The organism is Billgrantia saliphila (assembly GCF_002930105.1).
GTDB classification, from domain to species: Bacteria; Pseudomonadota; Gammaproteobacteria; order Pseudomonadales; family Halomonadaceae; genus Halomonas; species Halomonas saliphila.
In genome coordinates this window covers 322,016-345,519 of sequence record NZ_PJRN01000002.1, presented here as the reverse complement: position 1 = coordinate 345,519, position 23,504 = coordinate 322,016, and the positions used below count along the sequence as shown (strand labels likewise).

At 64.4% G+C, this 23,504-nt stretch carries 19 protein-coding genes; 17 read left to right on the top strand and 2 right to left on the bottom strand.

What is annotated here, in order from left to right; genetic code table 11:
* The first annotated feature begins 109 nt into the window (after positions 1–109).
* The 17 genes from CYJ07_RS03640 (at position 110) to CYJ07_RS03560 (ending at position 20,034) form a co-directional block, all read left to right on the top strand.
* The gene (locus CYJ07_RS03640; RefSeq protein WP_104202309.1) at positions 110–1,498 is read left to right on the top strand and encodes a KamA family radical SAM protein; all 1,389 of its coding nucleotides are present in this window, start codon (positions 110–112) and stop codon (positions 1,496–1,498) included.
* A gap of 251 nt (positions 1,499–1,749) precedes the next feature.
* Positions 1,750–2,730, top strand: a complete 981-nt coding sequence (locus CYJ07_RS03635) for a TAXI family TRAP transporter solute-binding subunit (protein ID WP_104202308.1) — start codon at positions 1,750–1,752, stop codon at positions 2,728–2,730.
* A gap of 138 nt (positions 2,731–2,868) precedes the next feature.
* Positions 2,869–5,466 carry a TRAP transporter permease gene (locus tag CYJ07_RS03630; protein ID WP_104202307.1) on the top strand — a complete coding sequence of 866 codons (2,598 nt, stop codon included), beginning with the start codon at positions 2,869–2,871 and terminating at the stop codon, positions 5,464–5,466.
* Positions 5,467–5,476: 10 nt separating this feature from the next.
* Positions 5,477–5,905 (top strand): universal stress protein, encoded by a 429-nt coding sequence (locus tag CYJ07_RS03625; protein WP_104202306.1) that lies wholly within the window; start codon positions 5,477–5,479, stop codon positions 5,903–5,905.
* Positions 5,906–6,164: 259 nt separating this feature from the next.
* The gene (locus CYJ07_RS03620) at positions 6,165–6,971 is read left to right on the top strand and encodes a DUF2189 domain-containing protein (RefSeq protein ID WP_104202305.1); all 807 of its coding nucleotides are present in this window, start codon (positions 6,165–6,167) and stop codon (positions 6,969–6,971) included.
* Positions 6,972–7,115: 144 nt separating this feature from the next.
* The gene (locus tag CYJ07_RS03615) at positions 7,116–7,604 is read left to right on the top strand and encodes a putative pterin-binding protein (RefSeq protein ID WP_231489521.1); all 489 of its coding nucleotides are present in this window, start codon (positions 7,116–7,118) and stop codon (positions 7,602–7,604) included.
* Positions 7,605–7,647: 43 nt separating this feature from the next.
* Positions 7,648–9,822, top strand: coding sequence for an ATP-binding protein (locus tag CYJ07_RS03610; protein ID WP_104202304.1), 2,175 nt, complete (start codon positions 7,648–7,650; stop codon positions 9,820–9,822).
* Positions 9,823–9,980: 158 nt separating this feature from the next.
* Complete coding sequence (gene pqqA, locus CYJ07_RS20885; RefSeq protein ID WP_104202349.1) at positions 9,981–10,052, top strand: pyrroloquinoline quinone precursor peptide PqqA; 72 nt, start codon at positions 9,981–9,983, stop codon at positions 10,050–10,052.
* A 61-nt stretch (positions 10,053–10,113) separates the two neighbouring features.
* Positions 10,114–11,043 carry a pyrroloquinoline quinone biosynthesis protein PqqB gene (gene pqqB, locus CYJ07_RS03600; protein WP_104202303.1) on the top strand — a complete coding sequence of 310 codons (930 nt, stop codon included), beginning with the start codon at positions 10,114–10,116 and terminating at the stop codon, positions 11,041–11,043.
* A gap of 41 nt (positions 11,044–11,084) precedes the next feature.
* The gene (gene pqqC, locus CYJ07_RS03595) at positions 11,085–11,876 is read left to right on the top strand and encodes a pyrroloquinoline-quinone synthase PqqC (RefSeq protein ID WP_104202348.1); all 792 of its coding nucleotides are present in this window, start codon (positions 11,085–11,087) and stop codon (positions 11,874–11,876) included.
* Complete coding sequence (pqqD, locus tag CYJ07_RS03590; RefSeq protein WP_104202302.1) at positions 11,873–12,160, top strand: pyrroloquinoline quinone biosynthesis peptide chaperone PqqD; 288 nt, start codon at positions 11,873–11,875, stop codon at positions 12,158–12,160. Before pqqC ends, pqqD begins: the two co-directional genes overlap by 4 nt.
* Positions 12,153–13,307 (top strand): pyrroloquinoline quinone biosynthesis protein PqqE, encoded by a 1,155-nt coding sequence (gene pqqE / locus CYJ07_RS03585; protein ID WP_104202301.1) that lies wholly within the window; start codon positions 12,153–12,155, stop codon positions 13,305–13,307. The genes pqqD and pqqE overlap by 8 nt, the downstream gene beginning before the upstream one ends.
* Positions 13,304–16,003: an insulinase family protein gene (locus CYJ07_RS03580; RefSeq protein WP_104202300.1), complete on the top strand. Its 2,700-nt coding sequence runs from the start codon at positions 13,304–13,306 to the stop codon at positions 16,001–16,003. Before pqqE ends, CYJ07_RS03580 begins: the two co-directional genes overlap by 4 nt.
* Before the next feature lie 270 nt (positions 16,004–16,273).
* Entirely contained in the window at positions 16,274–17,794 is a 1,521-nt protein-coding gene (gene exaC, locus CYJ07_RS03575; protein WP_104202299.1) for an acetaldehyde dehydrogenase ExaC, read from the top strand.
* A 188-nt stretch (positions 17,795–17,982) separates the two neighbouring features.
* Positions 17,983–18,978, top strand: a complete 996-nt coding sequence (locus CYJ07_RS03570; protein WP_104202298.1) for an NAD(P)/FAD-dependent oxidoreductase — start codon at positions 17,983–17,985, stop codon at positions 18,976–18,978.
* 6 nt (positions 18,979–18,984) lie between these two features.
* Positions 18,985–19,596, top strand: a complete 612-nt coding sequence (locus CYJ07_RS03565; RefSeq protein ID WP_104202297.1) for a methyltransferase domain-containing protein — start codon at positions 18,985–18,987, stop codon at positions 19,594–19,596.
* A gap of 18 nt (positions 19,597–19,614) precedes the next feature.
* A complete protein-coding gene (locus CYJ07_RS03560; RefSeq protein ID WP_104202296.1) occupies positions 19,615–20,034 on the top strand; it encodes a secondary thiamine-phosphate synthase enzyme YjbQ in 420 nt (139 codons plus the stop codon).
* A gap of 66 nt (positions 20,035–20,100) precedes the next feature.
* On the opposite strand, the gene CYJ07_RS03555 is transcribed toward CYJ07_RS03560, so the two are convergent.
* Together CYJ07_RS03555 and betT are read right to left on the bottom strand one after the other, a co-directional pair.
* Entirely contained in the window at positions 20,101–20,898 is a 798-nt protein-coding gene (locus tag CYJ07_RS03555) for a potassium channel family protein (RefSeq protein WP_104202295.1), read from the bottom strand.
* A gap of 277 nt (positions 20,899–21,175) precedes the next feature.
* A complete protein-coding gene (gene betT / locus CYJ07_RS03550) occupies positions 21,176–23,224 on the bottom strand; it encodes a choline BCCT transporter BetT (protein WP_104202294.1) in 2,049 nt (682 codons plus the stop codon).
* Between the last annotated feature and the right edge of the window lie 280 nt (positions 23,225–23,504).

Here is a 23,504-nt window from a genome sequence, read left to right as displayed (position 1 = left end):
TGCTCCCCCCGATAAGCCAAGGCAGCGTCGGTTTCGACCGGCGTGACGCGCTGCTGCGCGCTGCGCAGGGAAATTCCCGCCACGGCCCACGACAACAGGAGGAGACGACATGAACCAGCGTGTGAACATCGACCTCGGCGACCCAATTACCGAAGCCTTCGAGGCCCGTCAGTTCAAGGTCTACACCCACCGCCAGTTGGACAAGATCGAGGCGATCCAGCATCTGTCTGACGGCCTGCGTTTCGACATGCGGGTGGTCAGCCAGGTGCTGCCTTTTCGAGTCAACGAATACGTCATCGACGAGCTGATCGACTGGGACAACGTACCCCACGATCCCATCTTCCAGCTCACTTTCCCTCAGCGCGGCATGCTCCTGCCCGAACATTACGACGAGGTGGCCGAGCTGTTGCGCCGTGAAGCCACCGCCATCGAGCTGCAACCGGTGATCGAGCGCATTCGCAGCGAACTCAACCCGCATCCAGCGGGGCAGATGGACCTCAACCTGCCGCTGCTCGACGGCGAACCGCTACCCGGCATGCAGCACAAGTATCGCGAGACGGTACTGTTCTTCCCCAGCCAGGGCCAGGTGTGTCACAGCTACTGCACCTTCTGCTTCCGCTGGGCCCAGTTCGTCGGCGACAAGGAGTTGAAGTTCGCCTCCAGCGAGGCGGATTCGCTGCATCGTTACCTGGCCGAGCACACCGAGGTCACCGATCTGCTGATGACCGGCGGCGACCCCATGGTGATGAAGGCCAAGCATCTGCGCATGTATCTGGAAGGATTGACGGCGCCTGAGCTGGACCATGTCCAGGATATTCGTATCGGCTCCAAGAGCTTGACCTTCTGGCCTTACCGCTTCGTCTCCGATCCCGACGCCGAAGACATTCTGGCCCTGTTTCGTGAACTGACCGCGGCCGGCAAGCACGTGGCCTTCATGGCGCATTTCAATCATTGGCGCGAGATGGACACGCCGATCTGCCGCGAAGCAATCCGGCGCATCCGTGCCACCGGCGCCGAGATCCGTACCCAGGCGCCTCTGCTCAAGCACATCAACGACGACGCCGACCAGTGGGCGCGCATGTGGACCACCCAAGTGCGCCTGGGAATGATCCCTTATTACATGTTCGTCGAGCGCGACACCGGCGCCCGCCATTACTTCGAGGTACCGTTGGTCAGGGCGTGGGAAATCTATCGCGAGGCCATGAAACAAGTGCCGGGACTGGCGCGTACCGCCCGTGGTCCGTCGATGTCGGCCGACCCGGGCAAGGTGGAGGTTCAGGGTGTCACCGAGGTCGGCGGTGAGAAGGTCTTCGTGCTGCGCTTCATCCAGGGCCGCGACAACGACTGGGTGCAGCGGCCGTTCTTCGCCAAGTACGACGAGAACGCCACCTGGCTCAACCATCTGGAACCTGCCCTGGGAGAAAGCGAGTTTTTCTTTGAGGCCGAATTTGCCGCCATGAGGGAGGCTAAGCGCGAGCTCATCGTCAAGGCCTCATGAAGCACACTGCGAGGTCGCGGTCCGAGAGAAGGTGCGGGATCGCTCATGGCCCATGCCGTTACGGCATTAACGCGCACTAAACGAAGTGGGCGACTAGACTACATTCAGTTGAAAAAGACCCATCATCAAGACGTTTTTTTCGCTAAAGTAGTGGGGAGCGGTACTACCGCCGGCCAGGGCGTGCGCGCCTGGCTACCAGGGATCTTGCTTTCAGCAATGAAGATTGGCCAATAACGTCAAGAGGTGTGTTCATGAAACGCCATGCTTTTTCTGCGGCTGCCTTCTCCGGGGCCCTTCTCGGGGCCGCCATGGTCTCGGCACCGGCCGTGGCCCAAGAGAATTTCATTACCATCGGCACCGGCGGTCAGACTGGGGTCTACTACGTCGTGGGTCAGTCCGTCTGCCGCATGGTGAACCGTGGCAGCGACGAGCACAATATCCGCTGTAACGCGCCGTCCACCGGCGGTTCCGTGGCCAACGTCAATGGAATGAAGAGCGGTGAGCTCGACATGGGCGTGGTGCAGTCCGACGTGCAATACCGTGCCTATCACGGCGAAGACAACTTCGAATCCGACGGTGCCTGGGAAGACATGCGTGCCGTCTTCACTATGCATGGCGAACCGCTGACCGTCGTGGCGCGCGCCGACTCCGGCATCGAGCATTTCACCGATCTCGAGGGCAAGCGCGTCAATATCGGCAACCCGGGCTCCGGCCAGCGCAACACCATGAACGTGGTGATGGAAGCCATGGGCTGGGATACCGACACCTTCTCCCTGGCTTCCGAACTGGATGCCGCTGAGCAGGCCGCGGCCCTGGCCGACAACAACGTCGACGCCATGGTTTACGTGGTCGGCCACCCCAACGGTTCCATCCAGGAGGCCACCACCACCATCGACGCGCGCATCGTCCCGGTCACAGGTGACGAGATCGATGCCCTGGTCGAGGAGCATCCGTACTACACCAGCTCGGTCATTCCCGGCGGCCTGTATCGCGGCAACGATGAGGATGTCGAGACCTTCGGCGTCGCGGCGACCTTCGTCACCCATGCCGACCTTGACGAGGAGATCGTCTACCAGACCGTCAAGGCCGTGTTCGACAACTTCGATCGCTTCAAGCGCCTGCATCCGGCGTTCGAGAACCTCAACGAGGAAGACATGATCTCCGACGGCCTGACTGCGCCGCTGCATGAAGGCGCCGAGCGCTACTACCGCGAGCGTGGTTGGATCGACTAAGCCATTGCAAGGGGTACTCCCCTCTGTTGAAAGGATGCGCGGACCTCAGGGTCCGCGCATCTGTTTGAACCAACCATGCGACGAACCCGATGAACAGGCGTATTCTCAAATCAACCGCGATGGTGGGGCAGGACGGCAATGACTGACGAAAAGACGAATTCGCGACAGCCCGAGGTCGACCTCGAAGACATGGTCTCCTCGAGCGACAGCGGGGCGCGAAAACCGCTGGGCACGCCCGGCAAGCTGCTGGTGGGTGTGGCGGCCGCCTGGTCGCTGTTCCAGCTCTGGATTGCTTCACCGTTGCCCTACATCGTCCGCTTCGGGGTGTTCAACGCCACCGAAGCGCGCTCGATCCACCTGGCTTTCGCCACGTTCCTGGCCTTCATGGCCTATCCCGCGCTCAAGCGTTCCCCGCGTGACCGCATTCCGCTGCAGGACTGGGTACTGGCGTCGATCGGCGCCTTCTGTGCGCTCTACATCTTCATCTTCTATAACGAACTCTCGCAGCGGCCGGGTGCGCCGATTCTGCAGGACGTGGTCGTCGGGGTCGTGGGTATCCTGGTGCTGCTCGAGGCGACTCGTCGAGCGCTGGGGCCACCGCTGATGGTGGTGGCGTCGTTATTCATCGTTTACACCCTGTTCGGTCCCTACATGCCGGGCATTCTGGCCCACCGTGGGGTCAGCCTGTACGGCCTGATCAACCATCAGTGGTTGACTACTCAAGGGGTGTTCGGCATCGCCCTGGGCGTTTCCACCAGCTTTGTGTTCCTGTTTGTGCTGTTCGGTGCGCTGCTCGACAAGGCCGGAGCCGGCAACTACTTCATCAAGGTCGCCTTTTCTCTTCTCGGTCACTACAAGGGCGGTCCGGCCAAGGCGGCGGTGGTGGCTTCGGGCATGACTGGCCTGATTTCCGGTTCGTCGATCGCCAATACCGTGACTACCGGTACCTTCACCATCCCCATGATGAAGCGGGTGGGCTTTTCCGCCGAGAAGGCCGGTGCGGTCGAGGTTTCATCGTCGGTCAATGGTCAGATCATGCCGCCGGTGATGGGCGCCGCGGCGTTCCTGATGGTGGAGTACGTCGGCATCTCCTACGTGGAGGTGATCAAGCATGCCTTCCTGCCGGCGTTGATTTCCTATATCGCCCTGATCTACATCGTGCACCTCGAGGCGCTCAAGGCCGACCTGAAGGGATTGCCGTCGAGTAACCCTCCGCGACCGCTGCTGAACAAGGCGATCGGCTTTTTGACCGGTCTGCTGCTGCTGATGGCGCTCTCGTTCGCCGTCTACTATGGCCTGGGCTGGCTCAAGCCGTTGCTGGGCGACGCCACGCCCTGGGTCGTGGCCGTGGCGCTGGCCATCGTCTACGTGGGGCTGCTCAAGCTCGGCTCCTACTATCCGGAGCTCGAACTCGACGATCCCACCTCCCAGGTGGTCACGCTGCCTCAGACACGGCCCACGGTGATGGTGGGGCTGCACTATATCCTGCCCGTGGTGGTGCTGGTCTGGTGCCTGATGGTCGAGCGCCTGTCGCCAGGGCTGTCGGCCTTCTGGGCCACGGTATTCATGATCTTCATCATGCTCACCCAGCGACCCATCATCGCGATCTTTCGCGGACGCGGGCGATTGGCGGCCGACCTCAAGGAGGGTTGTCTCGATCTGTGGAACGGGCTGGTGACCGGGGCGCGCAACATGATCGGCATCGGCATCGCCACCGCCACCGCGGGCATCGTGGTGGGGGCGGTGTCCCAGACCGGTGTGGGGCTGGTGCTGGCCGACGTGGTCGAGGTCCTGGCCATGGGCAACCTGATGCTGATCCTGCTGTTCACCGCGCTGCTCAGCTTGATCCTGGGCATGGGGCTGCCGACCACCGCCAACTACATCGTGGTCTCGGCGCTGATGGCGCCGGTGATCGTGTTGCTGGGGCAGCAGAACGGCCTGATCGTACCGCTGATCGCGGTGCACCTGTTCGTGTTCTATTTCGGCATCATGGCCGACGTGACGCCACCGGTGGGGCTGGCGTCGTTCGCCGCGGCGGCGGTATCCGGCGGCGATCCGCTGCGCACCGGCTTCCAGGCGTTCTACTACAGCCTGCGCACGGCAGCGCTGCCGTTTCTCTTCATCTTCAACACCGATCTGCTGCTGATCGAGGTCGGCTGGCTGCAGGGCGTGGTGGTCTTCATCATCGCCACCATCGCCATGCTGATCTTCGCCGCCGGCACCCAGGGCTACTTTCTGGTGCGCAACCGCTGGTACGAGTCGATACTGCTGTTGCTGGTGGCCTTCACCCTGTTCCGCCCCGGCTTCTGGATGGATCGGATCCACGACCCCTACGAGTCGGTGCCGCCGGAGCAGTTCGCCCAGGCGCTGGCCGACGTGGATCACGGCAGCCAGTTGCGCGTTCAGATCTCCGGTGAGGACAAGTTCGGTGCGCCTCTGACCACCTACGTCCTGGTGCCGGTGCCGCGTGGCGACACGCCCGAGGAGCGCATGGAGCGACTCGGCATGGAGCTGTGGACGGAAGACGGCCGGACCACCGTCGATTTCGTCGAGTTCGGCGGCACGGCGGCGGATCTCGGTTTCGATTTCGATCAGGAAATCGTCGAGGTGCTGGCGCCGGTGGATCGTTGGGCGAAAGAGTGGATGTGGGTTCCGGGCTTCCTGGTGTTCGGCCTGGTCGTGCTGATGCAGCGACGCCGCCGCCTGAAGCAGCCGTCGACGGCCAGCGCGGCCTGAGGAGGGAGAGATGTACGACAAGATCTTGTTGTCGGTGGACCTCAACGAGGAGAGCTCCTGGGTCAGGGCGCTGCCCACGGCGGTGACTCTGTGTCGGACCTTCGACGCTTCCCTGCATGTGGTGACGGTATTGCCGGATTACCACATGCCGATGGTGGGCTCCTACTTCCCGCGCGACTTCTCGAAGAAGGCGCATGCGGCGCTGTCCGAAGCGCAGCATCGTTTCATCGCCGAGCATGTCCCCGAGGACGTCAAGGTCCAGTCGGTAATCGTCGACGGCTCGCCCTGGGAGGCGATCATCAAGGCGGCCAAGAAACTCGAGGTCGACCTGATCGTGATGGCCTCCCACAACAAGCGCAAGTTCGCCGACTACGTGTTGGGCCCCAACGCCGAGCACGTCGTTCATCACTCCAAGGTGTCGGTGATGATCGTGCGCTAGCGTCTTAGACTTGACGCTTCTTTGACACGCCCCGGCTCTGGCCGGGGCGTGTCGCTTTAAAAGACTTGCCAGGAAGGAGGCTTGCAGTAAGAGAGAGACAGTGAAAAAGATCGCGGCTGCGTTGAGAACATTGTCCAGCGCTCTTGTGCCCCGTCAACTACATTAAGGATGGATGAAGACAACAAGACGTCGTCCGGACCTCCCGGCCGGAAACGACGCCTCTATCGTCCTTCCCATGGCGACCAAACGGGGTAAGACAATGAATGCAACAAGAACCGCCGGGCACTCCGCTCCCTCCGTCAGAATCCACATCAAAACAATCGATATGTCCCGCCCCAGGGCCTGGCTTGCCGCCGGGGTCGATGATTTTCGCCACGCCACTGCGGTGAGCCTCGCCTATGGCATGTTCTGGGTAGGCCTCAGCCTTGCGATCACTGCGGGTGCCATCGTATTCGATTTGTGGCACTGGCTGCTGCCGTTGCTGGCCGGTTTCATGTTCCTGGGACCGCTGGTGGCTGTGGGCTCCTACGGTATCAGCCGTGCGCTGGGTAATAAGTGCGTACCGCATCTGGGCGACGCTTTCAGCTCTTGGCGCTCGCACGCCGGCCAACTGGCGATGATGGGCGTGATGCTGATGATCTTCTTCCTTGCCTGGATTCGCCTGGCAACCCTGTTGTTCGCCTTGTTCTTCGGCTTCGATGCGCCGGGGCCGGTCGAGCTGTATGCCATGCTGCTGACCACGTCGCAGGGTCTCGGCATGATTGCCGTGGGCACCGTGGCGGGTGCGGTGCTGGCGTTCGGCGCTTTCGCCATCAGTGTCGTCGCCATACCGACCCTGATGGATCAGGACCTCACCTTCATGGAAGGCATCGAGGCCAGCGTACGCGCGGTGGCTCGGAATTTCCGCCCCATGCTGCTGTGGGCCGTCATCCTGACCGCTTGCGTCGTCGTCGGCATCTTGACCTTCTATATCGGCCTTGCCGTGATTCTGCCAATACTCGGCCATGCCAGCTGGCATGCCTATGAGGATCTGGTGCGCTGCGAACCGGTAGACAAGGTGTCTTGATGCCCGTTGCGGCAGGGTATGTGCCCTGCCGCGACTTCGCGTCTCGCCCGCCTGACCTTTCGCCCCTTTTCGCGTACTCTTGGCGCATTCCTGTTCTCGTGGATGGCCAAGATGCTTCGAATGTGGCTTCGTCGTACTTCTGTTGTGCTCCTTTCCGTCGTGATTGGCACCGCCTCGCTGTCGTCTCCAGCCGCATCGCTGCCGCCGCCCGAGGGCGAGGTGCTGCTCCGGGTGACCGGCAACGTGGCCAATCCCAACGTGGGCCAGGAACTGCATCTGGATCGCGAGCAGATGATGTCGCTTCCCACCCGAGTCATAGAGACGAGCACGCCCTGGACGGAAGGCGTGGGGCGTTTCGAGGGGCCGCTGTTCCGAGCTGTCCTCGAGGCCGCCGGCGTCGAGAGCGAGCAGGTTCGAGTCTCCGCCATCAATGAGTACGAGGCCGAGGTTCCCGTCTCCGACCTGGAGCGTTATGACGTGATTCTGGCGATACAGCGGGATGGGGAACCGATTGCGGTGCGTGACCTCGGCCCGGTATTCGTGCTCTATCCCTTCGACGCTCACCCTGAGCTGCTCAACGAGACCATTCGCCATCGTTCGGTGTGGCACGTGGGAAGCATCCATGCGCCTTGATCCGCTTGTCGGTCGCCGCCGCCCTCGCGCGGAGCGATGAGGCGTGCTGCGCTATCCGCTCAGGTTCAGGTTGGGAGCGGCGGCCGTGCTGCTGTTCTTCGCCGCGGCGCTGTTCGTGGTCGGGTTGGTGGCATGGCGGCAGGAGGGACTGCACCAGAGCGTAGGCGGGGATGCCGCCTGGCATGTCTACAAGCTCGATCGTGACATCGTCCAGCTGCGCAGCGACCTGGCGCAGCAGACGGGCAATGCGAGATCGCTCGACGCGGTGCGGCTTCGCTTCGAATTGATCTACAGCCGGGTCAACCTGCTGCGCCGCGGCGATATCACCGAACTGCTGGCGCAGATTCCCCTCGCCGATCGCCTGGTGACGGGATTGATCCAGCAGCTGGACGACATCGATATCCTGCTCGACGAGATCGACCAGCTCGAGGTCGGCGAACGCTTGGTACTCTCGGATCGCCTGGAACGAGTAGCGGGATTGACCGAGCAACTGATCGTCGAGATCAAGGCTCACATCGCCGACTCGGCCACGCGCGACCGTGAAATCCTGCAGACGCTCTATGCGCTGCTGCTGGCACTGATCCTGGCCATGAGTCTGGCGGGGCTGCTGGTGGTGATCTTCCTTGTGCGCGAGGCGCGCGACAATGCCGAGGCGCGACGCTCACTGGAATCGCTGAGCCGCGAGCTGCAGGCGACGGCACAGCGGGCCGAATCGGCCAGTCGATCCAAGTCCGAATTCCTCGCTACCGTGAGCCACGAGATACGCACTCCGCTCAACGGCGTCATCGGCATGAGCGATCTGTTGATGGACCAGCCGCTGGACGCGCAGTCGCGAGAGTATGCCCATACTCTGCACATCAGTGCCGCACGTCTGCTGGAGCTGATCAACGATATTCTCGATTTCTCCAAGATTGAGTCGGGCAAGCTCGAACTCGAGCGCCAACCGCTTCACCTGACGGCTCTGATCGAGGACGCCTGCCGACTCTTCGCTCCGCGGGCGCAGGCCAAGGGCCTCGAGCTGAATGCCGACATTTCACCGGTACTGCCGGAGCAGATCATGGGCGATCCCGCGCGCTTACGTCAGGTGCTGCTCAACCTGCTTTCCAATGCGATCAAGTTCACCGAGCAGGGCGAAGTGCGAATCGAAGCCGCACTGACCGCCCGAGGGTGGCTTGGCCTGGCGGTGATCGATACCGGCCCGGGCATTCCCGAAGAGCAACAGGAGCGGCTATTCGAGCCCTTCCGGCAGGCCGATGCCTCCACCGCGCGTCGTTATGGCGGCACCGGCCTGGGACTGGCCATCAGCCGGCGTCTGACCGGAGCGATGGGCGGTGCGATCGGGGTCGACAGCCGTCCCGGTGCGGGCAGTCGCTTCTGGATCGAGCTGCCGCTCGAGCCGGTCGCAGCCGACCATGAGCCGGAGCCTTCGGTGCCGCTGCCGATCCTGGCGCCACCGAGGGGCGGCAAGGTCCTGCTGGTGGAGGACAACCCCGTCAACCAGCAGGTGGCGGTGGCGATGCTGGAGCGTTTCGGCTGTCACGTGACGGTCGTCGGCAGCGGCCGGCGTGCGCTGGAGTTGACCGGACATGAGACATTCGATGCCCTGTTCATGGACGTGCAGATGCCCGGCATGGACGGCCTGGAAACCACCCGCCGGCTGCGCATGGTGGAGGATTGGCGGAGTAGAGTGCCGGTCGTGGCGATGACGGCGGGAGGGCCGGGAGCGGAGCGCGAGCGCTGCCTGAACGCGGGCATGACCGACTACCTGACCAAACCGCTGAGCCGACTGGAGCTCGCCGCGGCGCTGCGTCGCGCGCTACCCGAAGACGACGACCGCGGGGCGGCCCCGGCCACCGCCGGCCGCCGCGAGTCGGCGCTCCTCGACGAGGTCATGCTCGCCGAGCTGTGCGACTCGCTGGGGCCGTCGGCGCTGGCCAGGCTGGTGGCGGTGCACCGCGATCAGCTGCGCGACTATGGCCACCGACTTCAGGCAGCCATGGAGCGGGGCGACCTGTCGGCACTGGCCGCGTTGGCGCATCGCCTCAAGGGCGAGTCGGGCAGTGTGGGCGCCTACGAGCTGACGGAGCGGGCCGGGCGGCTCGAGGTGCTGGCACGCGAGGGGCGTCGAGCCGAGGTCGGCGCCGAACTCGCGGCCCTGGACGCCGCCGTGCTACCCACTCTTGAGGCGCTGGGCGAGTGGGTCGACAGGCTGGCCTAGGCCCGGTGCGGCGACGGCGAAGGTTTCGCGCGGCATATTGCTGCGGTGGGTACAAAAAGACGAGGCATCTCCTTCCAAAGTAGTGCACCGATATCGCCGCACGAGTGCTTAACTGTGAGTGGCAGACGCCGAACAATCGATTCACAGGAGCGCGCAACATGTGGACCAAGCCGACCTACCAGAATATTCGCCTCGGTTTCGAAGTGACTCTCTATATCGCCAACCGCTGACCGTGACGGCGGGGTCGCGTCGGCCCCGCTGCACCAGTCAAGACAACCAAGAGGGCCAGGCATGCAGGTCATCATCCTCGGCGCCGCGGCCGGGGGCGGCTTCCCCCAGTGGAACTGCCACTGCCCCAATTGCCGTCGAGTGCGGCAGGGCGTTTCGGGTCTCACGTCACGCACGCAGTCGTCGATCGCCATCAGCAGCGATGGCGAACGCTGGCTATTGTGCAACGCCTCGCCCGACATTCGCGCCCAGATCGCTGCCAATCCGGAACTACAGCCCAGACGCGGCATTCGCGATACCGGTATCGCCGAGGTACTGCTGATCGATGCCCAGATCGACCACGTCACTGGACTGCTGTCGCTGCGCGAGGGCTGCCCGCTGGATGTCTGGTGCACACCCAACGTGCACGCGGACCTGAGCGGAGGCTTTCCGCTGTTTCCCATGCTTGAGCACTGGCAGGGCGGCCTGAACTGGCGGCCGATCGCCATCGATGGCGACCATCGCCAGGCGGTCTTCGAGGTGCCGAGCTGTCCCGGGCTGCGCATGACCGCGGTGGCGCTGGAGAGCAATGCGCCACCCTACTCGCCTCGCCGCGGCGCGACCACGCCTGGCGACAATATCGGCCTGTTCATCGAGGATACGGTCAAGGGCGGCTCGCTGTTCTACGCCCCGGGGCTGGGACGGCCGGACAACGCCCTACGCGCCTGGCTCGCTCGCGCAGATTGCGTGCTGATCGACGGCACCCTGTGGCACGATGACGAGATGGCCCGACTGGGCATCACCGACAGGACGGGCCGCGAGATGGGCCACCTGGCGCTCGCCGGAAAGGGTGGGTTGATCGAGGAGCTCGACGCACTGCCTGCCGCGATCCGCCGTGTGCTCATCCATATCAACAATACCAATCCGATTCTCGACGAGGGCTCGCCCGAGCGGGCCGAGCTCGAGAAGCATCGCATCGAGGTCGCTTTCGACGGGATGCGCATCGAGCCTTGAACGCGATGATTCCGTCTTTCACCTCCGCCGGAGACGCCGCCATGCCATCGCTTGCATCACCCTTGACGTCCACGGGGGCGTCACCCGATCCTCAAGCGCTGGATCGTGAAGCCTTTCATGCCGCACTGATGGCCAAGGGCGACTATTACCATATCCATCACCCGTACCAGGTCGACATGGCCGAAGGGCGCGCCACGCCGGCACAGATTCGCGGTTGGGTGGCCAACCGCTTCTACTATCAGGTGATGATTCCGCAGAAGGATGCCGCGCTGCTGGCCAACTGCCCCGACGCGGAGACCCGGCGGCGCTGGACCCAGCGCCTGCTCGATCACGACGGCTACGGTGACGACCCCGGCGGTATCGAGGCCTGGCTGGCGCTTGGCGAGGCGGTGGGCCTCACCCGCGAGGAGCTCTGGTCCCAGAAGCACGTGCTGCCCGGAGTGCGTTTTGCGGTGGATGCCTACCTGAACTTCGTGCGCCGAGCCGACTGGCGGGAGGCGGCGATCTCGTCGCTCACCGAGCTGTTCGCGCCACGTGCCCACCAGAGCCGCCTCGATACCTGGCCCCAGCACTACCCCTGGATCGATGCGACGGGCTACGGCTATTTTCGCAAGCGATTGACCGAGGCGCGCCGCGATGTCGAGCACGGCCTGGCGCTGGCACTTGATATTTGCACCACCGCCGCGGCCCAGCAGCGCGCGCTGGAGATCCTGCAGTTCAAGCTCGACGTGCTGTGGACGATGCTCGATGCCATGACGCTGGCGTATCAGCTCGACCGCCCTCCTTACCACAGCGTCACCGACCGGCGTGTCTACCACCGGGGGCTGTCATGAACGCCCCCGTCGATGCCCGTACCGTCTACCGCCTGCGTCCCGGATGGCGGCTGCAATGGGAAGAAGCCCAGGGGCGCCATGTATTGCTCTATCCTGAGGGAATGGTGCAGCTCAACGACAGTGCCGGCGCGATCCTGTCGCTGCTCGACGGCGAGCGCGACGTCGGTGCGTTGATCGATGAGCTCACTCGACGCTACCCCGAGGCCCCGAGCGGTGAACTCGCCCAGGACGTGCGCGATTTTCTCGCCGACGCCTCGCAACAGGGCTGGATTCACCATGACTGACCTTGCCCACGCCCAGTCCGCCGAAACGCGCGGCATCGGCGCGCCGCTGTGGCTGCTCGCCGAGTTGACCTATCGCTGCCCGCTGCAGTGCGCCTACTGCTCGAATCCGCTCGACTTCGCCGCCTACCGCGACGAGCTGACCACCGAGGAGTGGATCGACACCATGCGCCAGGCCCGCGCCATGGGCGCGGTGCAGCTTGGCTTTTCGGGCGGCGAGCCGCTGGTGCGGCGCGATCTCGAAACGCTGGTTGCCGAAGCGCGAGGGCTCGGTTTCTATACTAACCTGATCACCTCCGCATTGGGCCTCGACGAGGCGCGCATCATGGCGCTGCGCGAAGCCGGGCTCGATCATATCCAGATCAGCCTGCAGGCAGGCGACGCCGACGTGGCCGCCGCGGTGGCCGGCTCGCCCAAGGCGCACGCCAAGAAGCTCGCCATGGCACGCGCGGTCAAGGCCGCAGGTTACCCGATGGTGCTCAACGTGGTGCTGCATCGCCACAACATCGAGGAGCTCGACGCCATCATTGCCCTGTGCGATGCGCTGGGGGCCGACGCGGTGGAGCTCGCCAACTGCCAGATGTACGGCTGGGCCCAGCTCAATCGCGAGGGCCTGCTGCCGAGCCGCGAGCAACTCGAGGTGGCCGAGGCTACCACCGCACGCTGGCGCGAACGGCTGGCGGCGAAGGGGCGCGACATGCGCCTGCTGTTCGTGGTGCCCGACTACTACGCCGAGCGGCCCAAGGCGTGCATGGGCGGCTGGGGCGCGATCTTCATGACCGTGGCCCCGGACGGCGCGGTATTGCCGTGCCACAGTGCGCGAATGCTGCCGATGACCTTCCCCAACGTGCGCGAGCGGCGTTTGCAAGAGATCTGGTACGACAGCGAGCCCTTCAACCGCTATCGCGGCGACGCCTGGATGCGCTCACCCTGTCGAGATTGCGATGAACGAGGGCGCGATTTCGGTGGATGTCGCTGTCAGGCCTACCTGCTGACCGGGGATCCCGCCGCCGCCGATCCGGTGTGCGAATACTCGCCGCATCATGGCCTGATCGAAGCTGCCCGCGAGGCGGCGAGCGCCGATCTGCGCCGTGTCGAACAGCTGACCCCGCGCAACATGCACGAGTCGCAGGTGTTCTGCCGTCAATGAGTCATTGCTTGGCCAGCGGTGAGGAGGTATGCGAGGCTCGCTCGCTGGAGCTGGCCAACGGCCTCTCCGTGCTGCTCGTCGCCGATGCCGACGCCGAACTGGCGGCCGCCGCGGTGAGCGTCGGCGCGGGTAGCGCCCACGAGCCGACCGATCTCGCCGGGTTGGCGCACCTGCTCGAGCACATGCTGTTCCTGGGCTCCGACCGCTATCCCGCCGAGGATGACTTCGCGACCTATGTCCAAGGCCACGGCGGACGTTACAACGCCACGACGCAGATCGACCAGACCCGCTACTTCTTCGAGATCCCGCCGGGACAACTGGACGGGGCGCTGGACCGGCTGGCCCGGTTCTTCGTGGCCCCGCGCCTGGACGCGGCGGCCATCGCGCGGGAACGCAAGGTCATCGACGCGGAATACCACGCCCGGCGGGAGGACGAGGAGCAGGGCGTGCTGGGGGTGATCAAGCAGGTACTCGATCCGCAGCATCCTGCCAGTCGTTTCTTCGCCGGCAACCGCGATACCCTGGCCGGCGACCCGGAGGCATTGCGCCAAGCCCTGGTGGCGTTCCACCATCGTTACTACGGCGCTGCCAACCTGCGACTGGCGGTGGTCGCGAACCTGCCCGTCGACACTCTCGAGCAACTGGTGCGGCACCGCTTCGCGGACGTGCCTGGCAGGCCGGCTTGTACGCCGCCCGTCTGGCCGGCCCTGCTGCCCCCTGCCAGGCTGCCGCTGCGCCTGGCGTTGGAGCGGCGCGAAGGGCATGAGCTGCGCCTGTGCTTTCCGGTGCCCGCTCCGGCGGAGGATGAAGCGCCGGCGGCATGGGAGGTACTGTCGCGTCTGCTGACGTATCGCGGTGCCGGCGGCCTCTACGCCTGGCTGCGTGAGCGTGGCTGGCTGAATGATATCGACGCCTCGATGCTGCTCGACACCGCGCCGCAGGGCCTCTATCAGATCCGGTTCGGTCTTACTGTCGATGGCGGATACCATGCGCAAGCCGTGGCTGCGGCGCTCTTCGCCTATCTGCGCCGAATCGGGATCGAAGGCATCGCCGAGTGGCGCTATCGAGAGCAGCGGCTCATGGAGCAGCGGCGTTTCCGGCGCGCGGCGATGGCTTCCAGCCTCGAATTCGCCAAGGCGCTGGCCGACCGGCTCCATCGCTATCCCCTCGAGGAGGCGCTGCTTGGCCCCTACCGGAAGGAGACGATCACGCCGCTTGCCCTGACGAGTTGCCTGACCCACTTGGCTCCTCACAATTCGTTGACACTGTTCGCCGCCCCCTCGGTTCGGGGCGATCGCGTCTCGCCCTGGTTCCCGATGCGCTATCGCCTCGATGCGCCTGGAAGCGGACTCGTCGAGGCGCAGCACGAGGCGACGGCTTTCACCTTACCGCCACCCAATTCTTTCCTGGCCGCTGGACCGGAAACGGAGCCCGAGCTCGGGGAAACGGCGAAGGTGGAAGAGAGCGGGAAGGGCGACAGCGAGGATGCCGAGTTCGAGAGTCTGCGCCAGACGAAAAGATGGCGGGTCGGGTTTCGCCCGCATGCGCCCTCAATGGGCGACGCTGCCGTCTGGCTGAGCCTGGCGATGCCGCGCGCGCCGGACCTGACGGATAGCGTGCACGCCGAGCTGCTGCTCGCCTGGCTGGAGGAGGAGATGAGCGGCGAGCTGCAGCAGGCCCGGGAGGCCGGTTTGACGCTGGCCATGAATCGCCATGCCCGAGGCATCATGCTGCGGCTCGAAGGGTCGCCGCAGCCGCTGGAACGTTTGCTATCGCGGTCGCTGGAGCGTCTCGCCGGTGCCGGCATCGAACCGCCCCGCTTCGAACAGGCGCGCGAAGCGCTGCGAGCACGCTGGGCTCGGCAGCGGGAAGCACCGGCGTTTCGCCGCCTGCTGCAACTGCCGGAGGCGTATCTCGGGCATGGCAGCAGCGAAGAGACGCTGCTGGCCGAACTGGCGCTGGCGTCGTCCGCTCGGCTCGAGGCCCTGCGCGCCGAGCTCCTGCAGGCGGCGGGCATCGACTGCCTGCTGGCGGGTCCGCTTGGGCGCGCGCGCGCGCGGCGTATCGATGCCGCCCTGGCCGCGTGCTTCCCCGGCGAAAGCTCGTGCACAGTCGTTTCGCCCGCCGCCCCGATCACCTTTCTGCAGGCCGGCCGCGAATATCGCCAGCGGCTGCTTGCCTCCCAGCCGGACAGCGCGGTGGCGCTCTACGTTCCGGCGGCGGATGCCTCGCCGCGGCAACAGGCGTGTCACCGGCTGCTGGCGCTGCTGCTGCACGATCGGCTCTACCAGCGCCTGCGCGTCGAACGTCAGCTCGGCTACGTGGTGCTGGCCCGCTATCATCCGCTCCACGAACGGCCGGGGCTGATCCTGCTCGTTCAGTCGCCTTCGCTCTCGGTGCCCGCGCTGCGCCGGGAGCTACGCGAATTCGTTGACGCCTTCGGTGCCGATACCCAAGGGCTGTCGGCCGAAGACTTCGCCCGCTATCGAGAAGGGCTGCTGCAGAGCCTGACGTGCGCGCAGCGCGATCCCGCCGCGCAAAGGGCGTGCTGGTGGGCCCGGCTGACCCGGAGCGAGCTTGCCGAGCAAGAACCCCAACGTGTCGTGGAGGCGATCGCCACTCTCTCCTTCGACGAGATCCATCGCTTCTATCGCGTTGAGCTGCTTCCGGCCGCGCGGGTCTGGCTGCACAACTGACAACGTCGACGCGCTGGGCAGCGTTTATCGCGCAAGTCTTTGCCATGGCCGTGTTCCCTGGCGGAACGTTTTTCGGTGCCGCTCGGTGAGCGAATGCCCAGCCATGTCAGGCACCTCGCGAGCTACTACCAAAGGCCCAGCCGTCATGACGCCATCGCAGTATGGCTCGATTCCAAGATTCCACTAGGCTCAACGTCAGGTCCGGTCAACGACGCAGCGAGACGTCCGCCGAACCCCTCAGAGTCGTCCCTACCGTCAGGAGAGCAAGCCATGATCTACGCCAACCCGGGCAGCCCCGATTCCGTCGTCTCCTTCGACAAGCGCTACGGCAACTACATCGGCGGCGAATTCGTGCCGCCGGTGCAGGGGCAGTACTTCGACAACGTCAGCCCAGTCAACGGGGAAGTCTTCTGTGAGATCCCCCGCTCGACCGCCGAGGATATCGAGAAAGCGCTCGATGCCGCCCATGCCGCCGCACCCGCCTGGGGGCGCACCTCCGCCGCCGAGCGCAGCAACATCCTGCTCAAGATCGCCGACCGCATCGAGCAGAACCTGGAGATGCTGGCCGTGGCCGAAACCTGGGACAACGGCAAGGCGGTGCGCGAAACCATCAACGCCGACATCCCGCTGGCCGTCGACCACTTCCGCTACTTCGCCGGTTGCATCCGCGCTCAGGAGGGCACTGCCGCAGATATCGACGCCAATACCGTCTCCTATCACTTTCATGAGCCGCTGGGCGTGGTGGGGCAGATCATCCCGTGGAACTTCCCTCTGCTGATGGCGGTATGGAAGCTGGCCCCGGCGCTGGCTGCCGGCAACTGCGTGGTGCTCAAGCCCGCCGAGCAGACCCCGGCCTCGATCCTCAAACTGATGAAGCTGGTCGGCGACCTGCTGCCGCCGGGTGTGGTCAATGTGGTCAACGGCTACGGCGCCGAGGCCGGCCAGGCGCTGGCGACCAGCAAGCGCATCGCCAAGATCGCCTTTACCGGCTCGACCCCGGTGGGGTCGCACATCCTCAAGTGCGCCGCTGAGAACATCATTCCCTCCACCGTGGAGCTCGGTGGCAAGTCGCCCAACATCTACTTCGCCGACATCATGGACGCCGAGCCGGCATTCATCGAGAAGGCGGCGGAAGGCCTGGTGCTGGCCTTCTTCAACCAGGGCGAGGTGTGCACCTGCCCGTCGCGGGCGCTGATCCAGGAGAGCATCTACGACGCCTTCATGGCCAAGGTCATGGAGCGGGTGCAGGCGATCAAGCGCGGCAACCCGCTGGATACCGACGTCCAGGTCGGCGCTCAGGCCTCCCAGGAGCAGTTCGACAAGATCATGTCCTACATGGACATCGCCCGCGAGGAGGGCGCCGAGTTCCTCACCGGCGGCAACAAGGAGAGCTTCGACCCGGCCTACGACAAGGGGTACTACATCCAGCCGACGCTGCTGAAAGGCAACAACAAGATGCGCGTGTTCCAGGAGGAGATCTTCGGCCCGGTGGTGGCGGTGACTACCTTCAAGGACGAGGAAGAGGCGCTGGCCATCGCCAACGACACCGAATTCGGCCTCGGCGCCGGCGTGTGGAGCCGCGACATCAACGTCGCCTTCCGCATGGGGCGCGGCATCCAGGCTGGCCGTGTGTGGACCAACTGCTACCACCAGTACCCGGCGCATGCCGCCTTTGGTGGCTACAAGAAGTCCGGCGTCGGTCGCGAAACCCACAAAGTGGCACTCGAGCACTACCAGCAGACCAAGAACCTGCTGGTCAGCTACGACGTCAACCCGCTCGGTTTCTTCTGAGCATTCGCGCAGCCCGGCTGTGGCCGGGCTGCGCGACCCTCCCTGATTCGTGAGCGTCGACGCTCCATGGCCGACTGAAGTGGCTCTCTCGTCACCCCTGGTGGTGAGCTTGGTGCGACCCTGTCGCGCTTTTTTTATGCCTGCCTCGTGGCGTTGGCGTTCTGCTGGACTGTCTGGAGACGACCTGTATGGACGATGCCGGGAATCGGGCCGACACTGAGATGGCAACAGGCTGCACAAAAAGGACTTTGGCTGCGTCGCATTCAGGGAGAGAAAAAATGGAAGAGGTTGCCACGATCGACTGCGTGATCGTCGGTGCCGGCCCCGCCGGGTTGGCTGCCGGTATCTATCTACGGCGTTTCCTGCGGGATATCCGCATCATCGATGAGGGGAAAAGCCGTGCCGCGCTTATCCCGCGAACTTTCAACTACCCCGGCTTCGGCGACGGTATCAGCGGTCATGAGCTATTGGAGCGGCTCCGGGCGCAACTTGAGGCAAACGGGGGATGGGTGACGCCCGGGCGGGTAGAGCGTCTGGAGCGCACCGAAGATGGCTTGTTCAACGTCATGACCGAAACGGAAGTCTTGCGGTCACGGACGGTACTGCTGGCGACTGGCGTTGTCGATATCGAACCCCAGATGGAAGGCTTCGAGGCAGTAAAGAAAGGCGGCTTGATCCGCTACTGCCCCATCTGCGATGGATTCGAATACACGCGAGAGCGCATCGGCATCATCGCCCGTGACGAACATGGCGTTGGGGAGGCGGCGTTCATCAAGCGATTCAGTGCCGATCTGACCCTGATCGATATCGAAGGTGGCGCTTACCTGGATACCGCGTCGACGGAGCGCCTGGCGCGCGAGAATATCGTACTGGTACAGACAAAGGTGACCGCCATGTACGGCGATGCAGGCAAAGGTATTTTCGTGCGCATGGATGACGGCACCGAGCACTGTTTCGATGCGGTATATTGCGCCTTGGGAACTCAGGTACGCAGCGAGCTAGGCACGAATCTGGGAGCGTTGAGAAATCCGCAGGGGTATCTGGTGGTGAATCCCCATATGCAGACTGGAATCGAAGGACTCTATGCCGCGGGCGACATGACCAACCAATTGAGTCAGATCACGGTGGCCACCGGTCAGGCATCGATTGCTGCCACTGCCATTCATAACCGGCTTAATCGCTGATCGACGATGGAGTGGGAGGATCTCGACCTTCACCAGGAGCGACTGCAGCACGTGGCGTCCCTGCTCAAGGGAAGCGGTGCACGCTGTGTCCTGGATCTCGGCTGTGGCTCGGGGGGGCTGTTGCAGTACCTGGTGCGCGAGCCCCAGTTCGAGCGGATCGTAGGGCTGGAGTTGTCGGGGGAACTGCTGAACCAGGCGAAGATGCGTCTGGAGCGGCTGCCGTTGGCACGGCGCGGACGACTCACTCTGCTGTGTGGCTCTTATGCGGAATCCCATCCGACATGCGTCGGTTTCGATGCCGCTGCGATGGTCGAGACTATCGAGCACGTGCCGCCTTCGCTCCTCTCACGGGTGGAGCGAGTCGTCTTCGGCGAGCTGCGCCCCGGGCTGCTCGTGCTGACGACCCCCAACCACGACTACAATCCTCTGTTCGGGCTGGCTCGGGGAGAGTTTCGCGATCACGACCACCGCTTCGAATGGACGCGGGACCGCTTTCGCGACTGGGCTCAGGGTATCGCGTATCGCAACGGCTATCGGGCATCGCTCTCAGGCCTCGGAGAATGGCATTCCGATCTCGGCCAGCCTACGCATCTGGCTCAGTTCGTACGCAAGGATTGAACATCGAGGAGGCACACCATGTGGCACCAGCAGGAACTACGCCTCGAACCGCGCTCGCGCGGTTTTCATCTGATTACCGATGAAGTGACTTCGGCCCTGACCGAATTGCGTGAAGTCAGGGTGGGGCTGCTGCACCTGCAGCTGCTGCATACCTCGGCCTCTCTGACCCTCAACGAGAACGCCGATCCGGATGTGCGTCACGACCTCGACGCCTTCCTGCGCGAGCGCATCCCGGGCGACTTGCCCTATTTCCGCCATACCCTGGAGGGGCCGGACGACATGCCCGCCCACGTTTGCGCTAGCCTGCTCGGCACCCAGCTCACCCTGGCGGTGCGCGACGGGCGCTTGGCGCTGGGCACCTGGCAGGGTATCTGGCTCGGCGAGCATCGCGATCGTGGCGGTGCGCGGCGACTCATCACCACGCTGCAGGGGGAGTAGTATGCCCCGTCAGGCTGTCGGCACAGCCGGGTGGAGTGGCTCGCACTGCTCTGTGTTCCATGCGCTTCACTCATCGCGCCGGCGCAGTTCCTCGCGTAGAGCGGCGACCTCCTCGCGCAGCGCCCGGATGTCGGCGCGACCGACGGTTTCCGTGTCGGGTGCCTCGGCATCGCGGCCGATAAAGAAGGTGGCCAGTGTGGCCGTCACGTAGCCGAAGACGCCGAAGCCGTAGAGGGCGAGCAAGAGGCACAAGGTGCGGCCTTCCACCGTGCGAGGCCAGTAGTCCGAGCCCAGCGTGACCAGGATCATGACCGTCCACCACACGGCTTCGCCATAGCTGTCCAGGCTGTCGCGCTCGAAGCCGTACATGCCCGCCGCCCCGACCAAGGTAATGATCAGCGTCAGTAGTATGACGTAACCGAGGCCTCGCCGTCCCATGCTCTTGCCCAGCGCACGCATGCCGCGATTGAGGGAGCTGAGCAGGCGCAACAGGCGCAGGCCGCGCGACATGCCGGCGAGCCGCGAGGCGCGCGACAGGCGAACCAGGCCGACGATGCGCAGCGTGCGAAGGGCGGGCGCCAGTAGCGAGATCACCTTGAGCCAGTTGCGCCGCAGGTAGACGATTTTGCTCGGCGCGAGTACGAAGCCCAGCACGCTCTCGAGCACGAAGACTCCCCAGATCACATAGCCCAGCAGTTCCAACAGCGGGCCGAGCCCCCAAAGCGTCTCCACCACGAACAGCACCAGCCACAGGAAGGCCAGCACGAGCATGGGCCATTCCAGCCAGGCCTGAAGCCGTTCGAGCAGCTCTAGGCGCTGTGCATCGATGGCCCGACGGGTCCGCGAGTCTTCGTCATCCTCCATGACGAGGTCGTCCCTCCTGGATGCGGTACCTTGGAAGGGACGTGCTCGTTATCGGGATGGCGGCGACTCGTACCTGGCGGAGGTGATCGCTGAAGAACCGGGACATGCGTGACCCCTTGGCGGATGGTGCCTTCCCTGCGTCATTCTGAAAGGTAGCAGGTCTCCTTCGGCATCCGTATTGTCGGTCGTTACGCATCAGCCGCGCCTGTGGTAGCGACAGTGCGAAAAAAACGGCGGCACCCGAGGGTGCCGCCGTGGAACGGATCGACGAGGTGAATCAGGCCGGACTGGCATCCGCCGGTGGTTCGCCCACCGCCCCCGGCATGGCCTGCACATTGCGGCCTTGGCCGGCCAAGGCCAGGAAGTGCAGGTGGCGCTCGTACTCCGAGAGCACGTCGGCGATCACCTGGCCGCGGGTGAAGCCGTTGAGGTCCTTCTCCTGGCCGCCTTCGGCCAGGTAGACGTCGAGACGCACGTAGTAGTCGTCATCCACCGGCAGGAAGCTCGGCGTGCGCATGCGATGCGGACACACCTGATAGACGAAGCTCGACGCGTTTTCGAGGTCGACCTGCAGTGTCAGGCGCGGCAGCGACTCGCCCTCGAGCATCTCTTCGCTGACGTTGGCGTCCTGGCCGCGGCTCTCCAGCTCCTGGGCGAACTGGGTCAGCGCCGGGCGGATGGCGTGCTCGATGGTCGCTGCGGCACCCGCGCGGTTGGAGGTATCCAGGGCGCGGTCGAGACGCTCGCGCCAGTCCCCGCCCGGCGCGGTGCCGGCGATGCGACGGCGGGCTTCGGCCTTGTCGCCCTCGAGCTGCAGCGCCTTGTACATGCCGACCATGATGGCAAATATCACCACCGAGAAGGGCAGGGCGGTAATGACTACCGCGCTCTGCAGCGCCGCCAGGCCGCCGGCCATCAGCAAGGCCACGGTGATCAGGCCGATCACCGCCGACCAGAAGATGCGCAGCTTGATCGGAGCATCGTGGTTCACGTCGGACAGGATCGATGTGAAGTTCGCCAGCACCAGGGCGCCGGAATCCGCCGAAGTGATGAAGAACACGATGCCGAGAATAGTCACCACGGCTGCGGTAACCCCAACCCAGGGATAGTACTCGAGCAGCGTGTACATGGTGGTCTGAGGCGTGTTCAGCGCCTGCTCGCCGAGCTCGGCGACGCCTTGGTTAGCGACCAGCTCGATGCCGCTGTTACCGAATACCGACATCCACACCATCATGAAGGCCAGCGGGATGAACAGGGCGCCGGCAACGAACTGGCGAATGGTGCGCCCGCGCGAAATGCGGGCCAGGAACAGGCCGACGAACGGCGTCCAGGCGATCCACCAGCCCCAGAAGAAGATGGTCCACCACATCTTCCATTCGTTGGCTGCATCGCCGGCGAAGGCGTAGGTATCGAAACTCTTGGCCACAAAGCCGGAGAGATAGTCGCCGGCATTGTTGACCACCATGTCGAGCAGCTTCAGGGTCTGGCCCTGGAACAGCACGAACAGCAGCAGCGCCAGCGCCAGCAGCATGTTGAACTCCGACAGCCGGCGTATGCCCTTCTCCACACCGCTGACCACCGAGATGGTGGCGAGCACCACCACCAGCACGATCAGGATCACCTGCACCGAAAGGCTCTCGGGCACGTTGAACATGTAGTTGAGCCCGTAGTTGAGCTGCATCACGCCGATGCCGAGGCTGGTAGCGATGCCGAACACCGTAGAAATTACCGCAGTGATGTCCACGGCATTGCCGATGGGGCCGTGGATGCGCTTGCCCAGCAGCGGATAGAGCGCGCTGCGGATGGCCAGCGGCAGGCGATGGCGGTAGCTGAAGTAGGCCAGCGACATGCCCATCAGCACGTAGAGCCCCCAGCCGGAGAGCCCCCAATGCATGAAGGTCTGGACCACGGCGTTGCGCATCGCCTCCTGACTTTCGGGCGTCAGGTCCGGCGGCGCCAGGTAATGGGCCACCGGCTCGGCCACGCTGAAGAACAGCAGGTCGATACCGATCCCGGCGGCAAACAGCATCGAAGCCCATGATAGTGTCGAAAACTCCGGCCGCGAGTGGTCGGGACCGAGGCGGATGCTGCCGAAGCGCGACAGGCCGATAGCGACGACGAACACCAGGTAGGCCATCACGGCCAGCATGTAGTACCAGCCGAACGTTTCGCTGACCCAGGCCAGGCCGGCGTCGAAGAAGGTGCCGGCCTCTTCGGTGAAGGTCATGGTGAGGACGAGGAAGACGAGGATGCCGGCCACTGAGCCGTGGAACACCACGGGGTTGAGCCGGTCGCGTCGCTCGGTAAGGGGTAGGTTATGCGCCATGCAGGCGAACTCCTTTCAGGGTGAATGACCCTTCCCGCCGATTCCCTGCCGAGACGCGCTGTGGATTGTTCCGCACAATCGAAAGCACGCCTGATATTGCCCAGTGACTACAGCCCGACGCTTCCTGGCGGAGCTATCGCTCATGCCGTACTCGCCAGCGCATGAAACGTGCCGGGGACGGGCCGACGACTTCCTGGCGGGAAGTGCGCTCTTTTTTTGAATGAACGTTCAAATAAAATACGCACTTTCCCCCAGGGCTTCAACCCTGCGTTAACAGAAT

What these genes read in the sequence shown, in the direction of transcription:
- CYJ07_RS03640 (WP_104202309.1), top strand. Translation starts at nt 110, where the DNA reads ATGAACCAGCGTGTGAACATCGACCTCGGCGACCCAATTACCGAAGCC.
- CYJ07_RS03635 (WP_104202308.1), top strand. Translation starts at nt 1,750, where the DNA reads ATGAAACGCCATGCTTTTTCTGCGGCTGCCTTCTCCGGGGCCCTTCTC.
- CYJ07_RS03630 (WP_104202307.1), top strand. Translation starts at nt 2,869, where the DNA reads ATGACTGACGAAAAGACGAATTCGCGACAGCCCGAGGTCGACCTCGAA.
- CYJ07_RS03625 (WP_104202306.1), top strand. Translation starts at nt 5,477, where the DNA reads ATGTACGACAAGATCTTGTTGTCGGTGGACCTCAACGAGGAGAGCTCC.
- CYJ07_RS03620 (WP_104202305.1), top strand. Translation starts at nt 6,165, where the DNA reads ATGAATGCAACAAGAACCGCCGGGCACTCCGCTCCCTCCGTCAGAATC.
- pqqB (WP_104202303.1), top strand. Translation starts at nt 10,114, where the DNA reads ATGCAGGTCATCATCCTCGGCGCCGCGGCCGGGGGCGGCTTCCCCCAG.
- pqqC (WP_104202348.1), top strand. Translation starts at nt 11,085, where the DNA reads ATGCCATCGCTTGCATCACCCTTGACGTCCACGGGGGCGTCACCCGAT.
- pqqD (WP_104202302.1), top strand. Translation starts at nt 11,873, where the DNA reads ATGAACGCCCCCGTCGATGCCCGTACCGTCTACCGCCTGCGTCCCGGA.
- pqqE (WP_104202301.1), top strand. Translation starts at nt 12,153, where the DNA reads ATGACTGACCTTGCCCACGCCCAGTCCGCCGAAACGCGCGGCATCGGC.
- CYJ07_RS03580 (WP_104202300.1), top strand. Translation starts at nt 13,304, where the DNA reads ATGAGTCATTGCTTGGCCAGCGGTGAGGAGGTATGCGAGGCTCGCTCG.
- exaC (WP_104202299.1), top strand. Translation starts at nt 16,274, where the DNA reads ATGATCTACGCCAACCCGGGCAGCCCCGATTCCGTCGTCTCCTTCGAC.
- CYJ07_RS03570 (WP_104202298.1), top strand. Translation starts at nt 17,983, where the DNA reads ATGGACGATGCCGGGAATCGGGCCGACACTGAGATGGCAACAGGCTGC.
- CYJ07_RS03565 (WP_104202297.1), top strand. Translation starts at nt 18,985, where the DNA reads ATGGAGTGGGAGGATCTCGACCTTCACCAGGAGCGACTGCAGCACGTG.
- CYJ07_RS03560 (WP_104202296.1), top strand. Translation starts at nt 19,615, where the DNA reads ATGTGGCACCAGCAGGAACTACGCCTCGAACCGCGCTCGCGCGGTTTT.
- CYJ07_RS03555 (WP_104202295.1), bottom strand. Translation starts at nt 20,898, where the DNA reads ATGGAGGATGACGAAGACTCGCGGACCCGTCGGGCCATCGATGCACAG.
- betT (WP_104202294.1), bottom strand. Translation starts at nt 23,224, where the DNA reads ATGGCGCATAACCTACCCCTTACCGAGCGACGCGACCGGCTCAACCCC.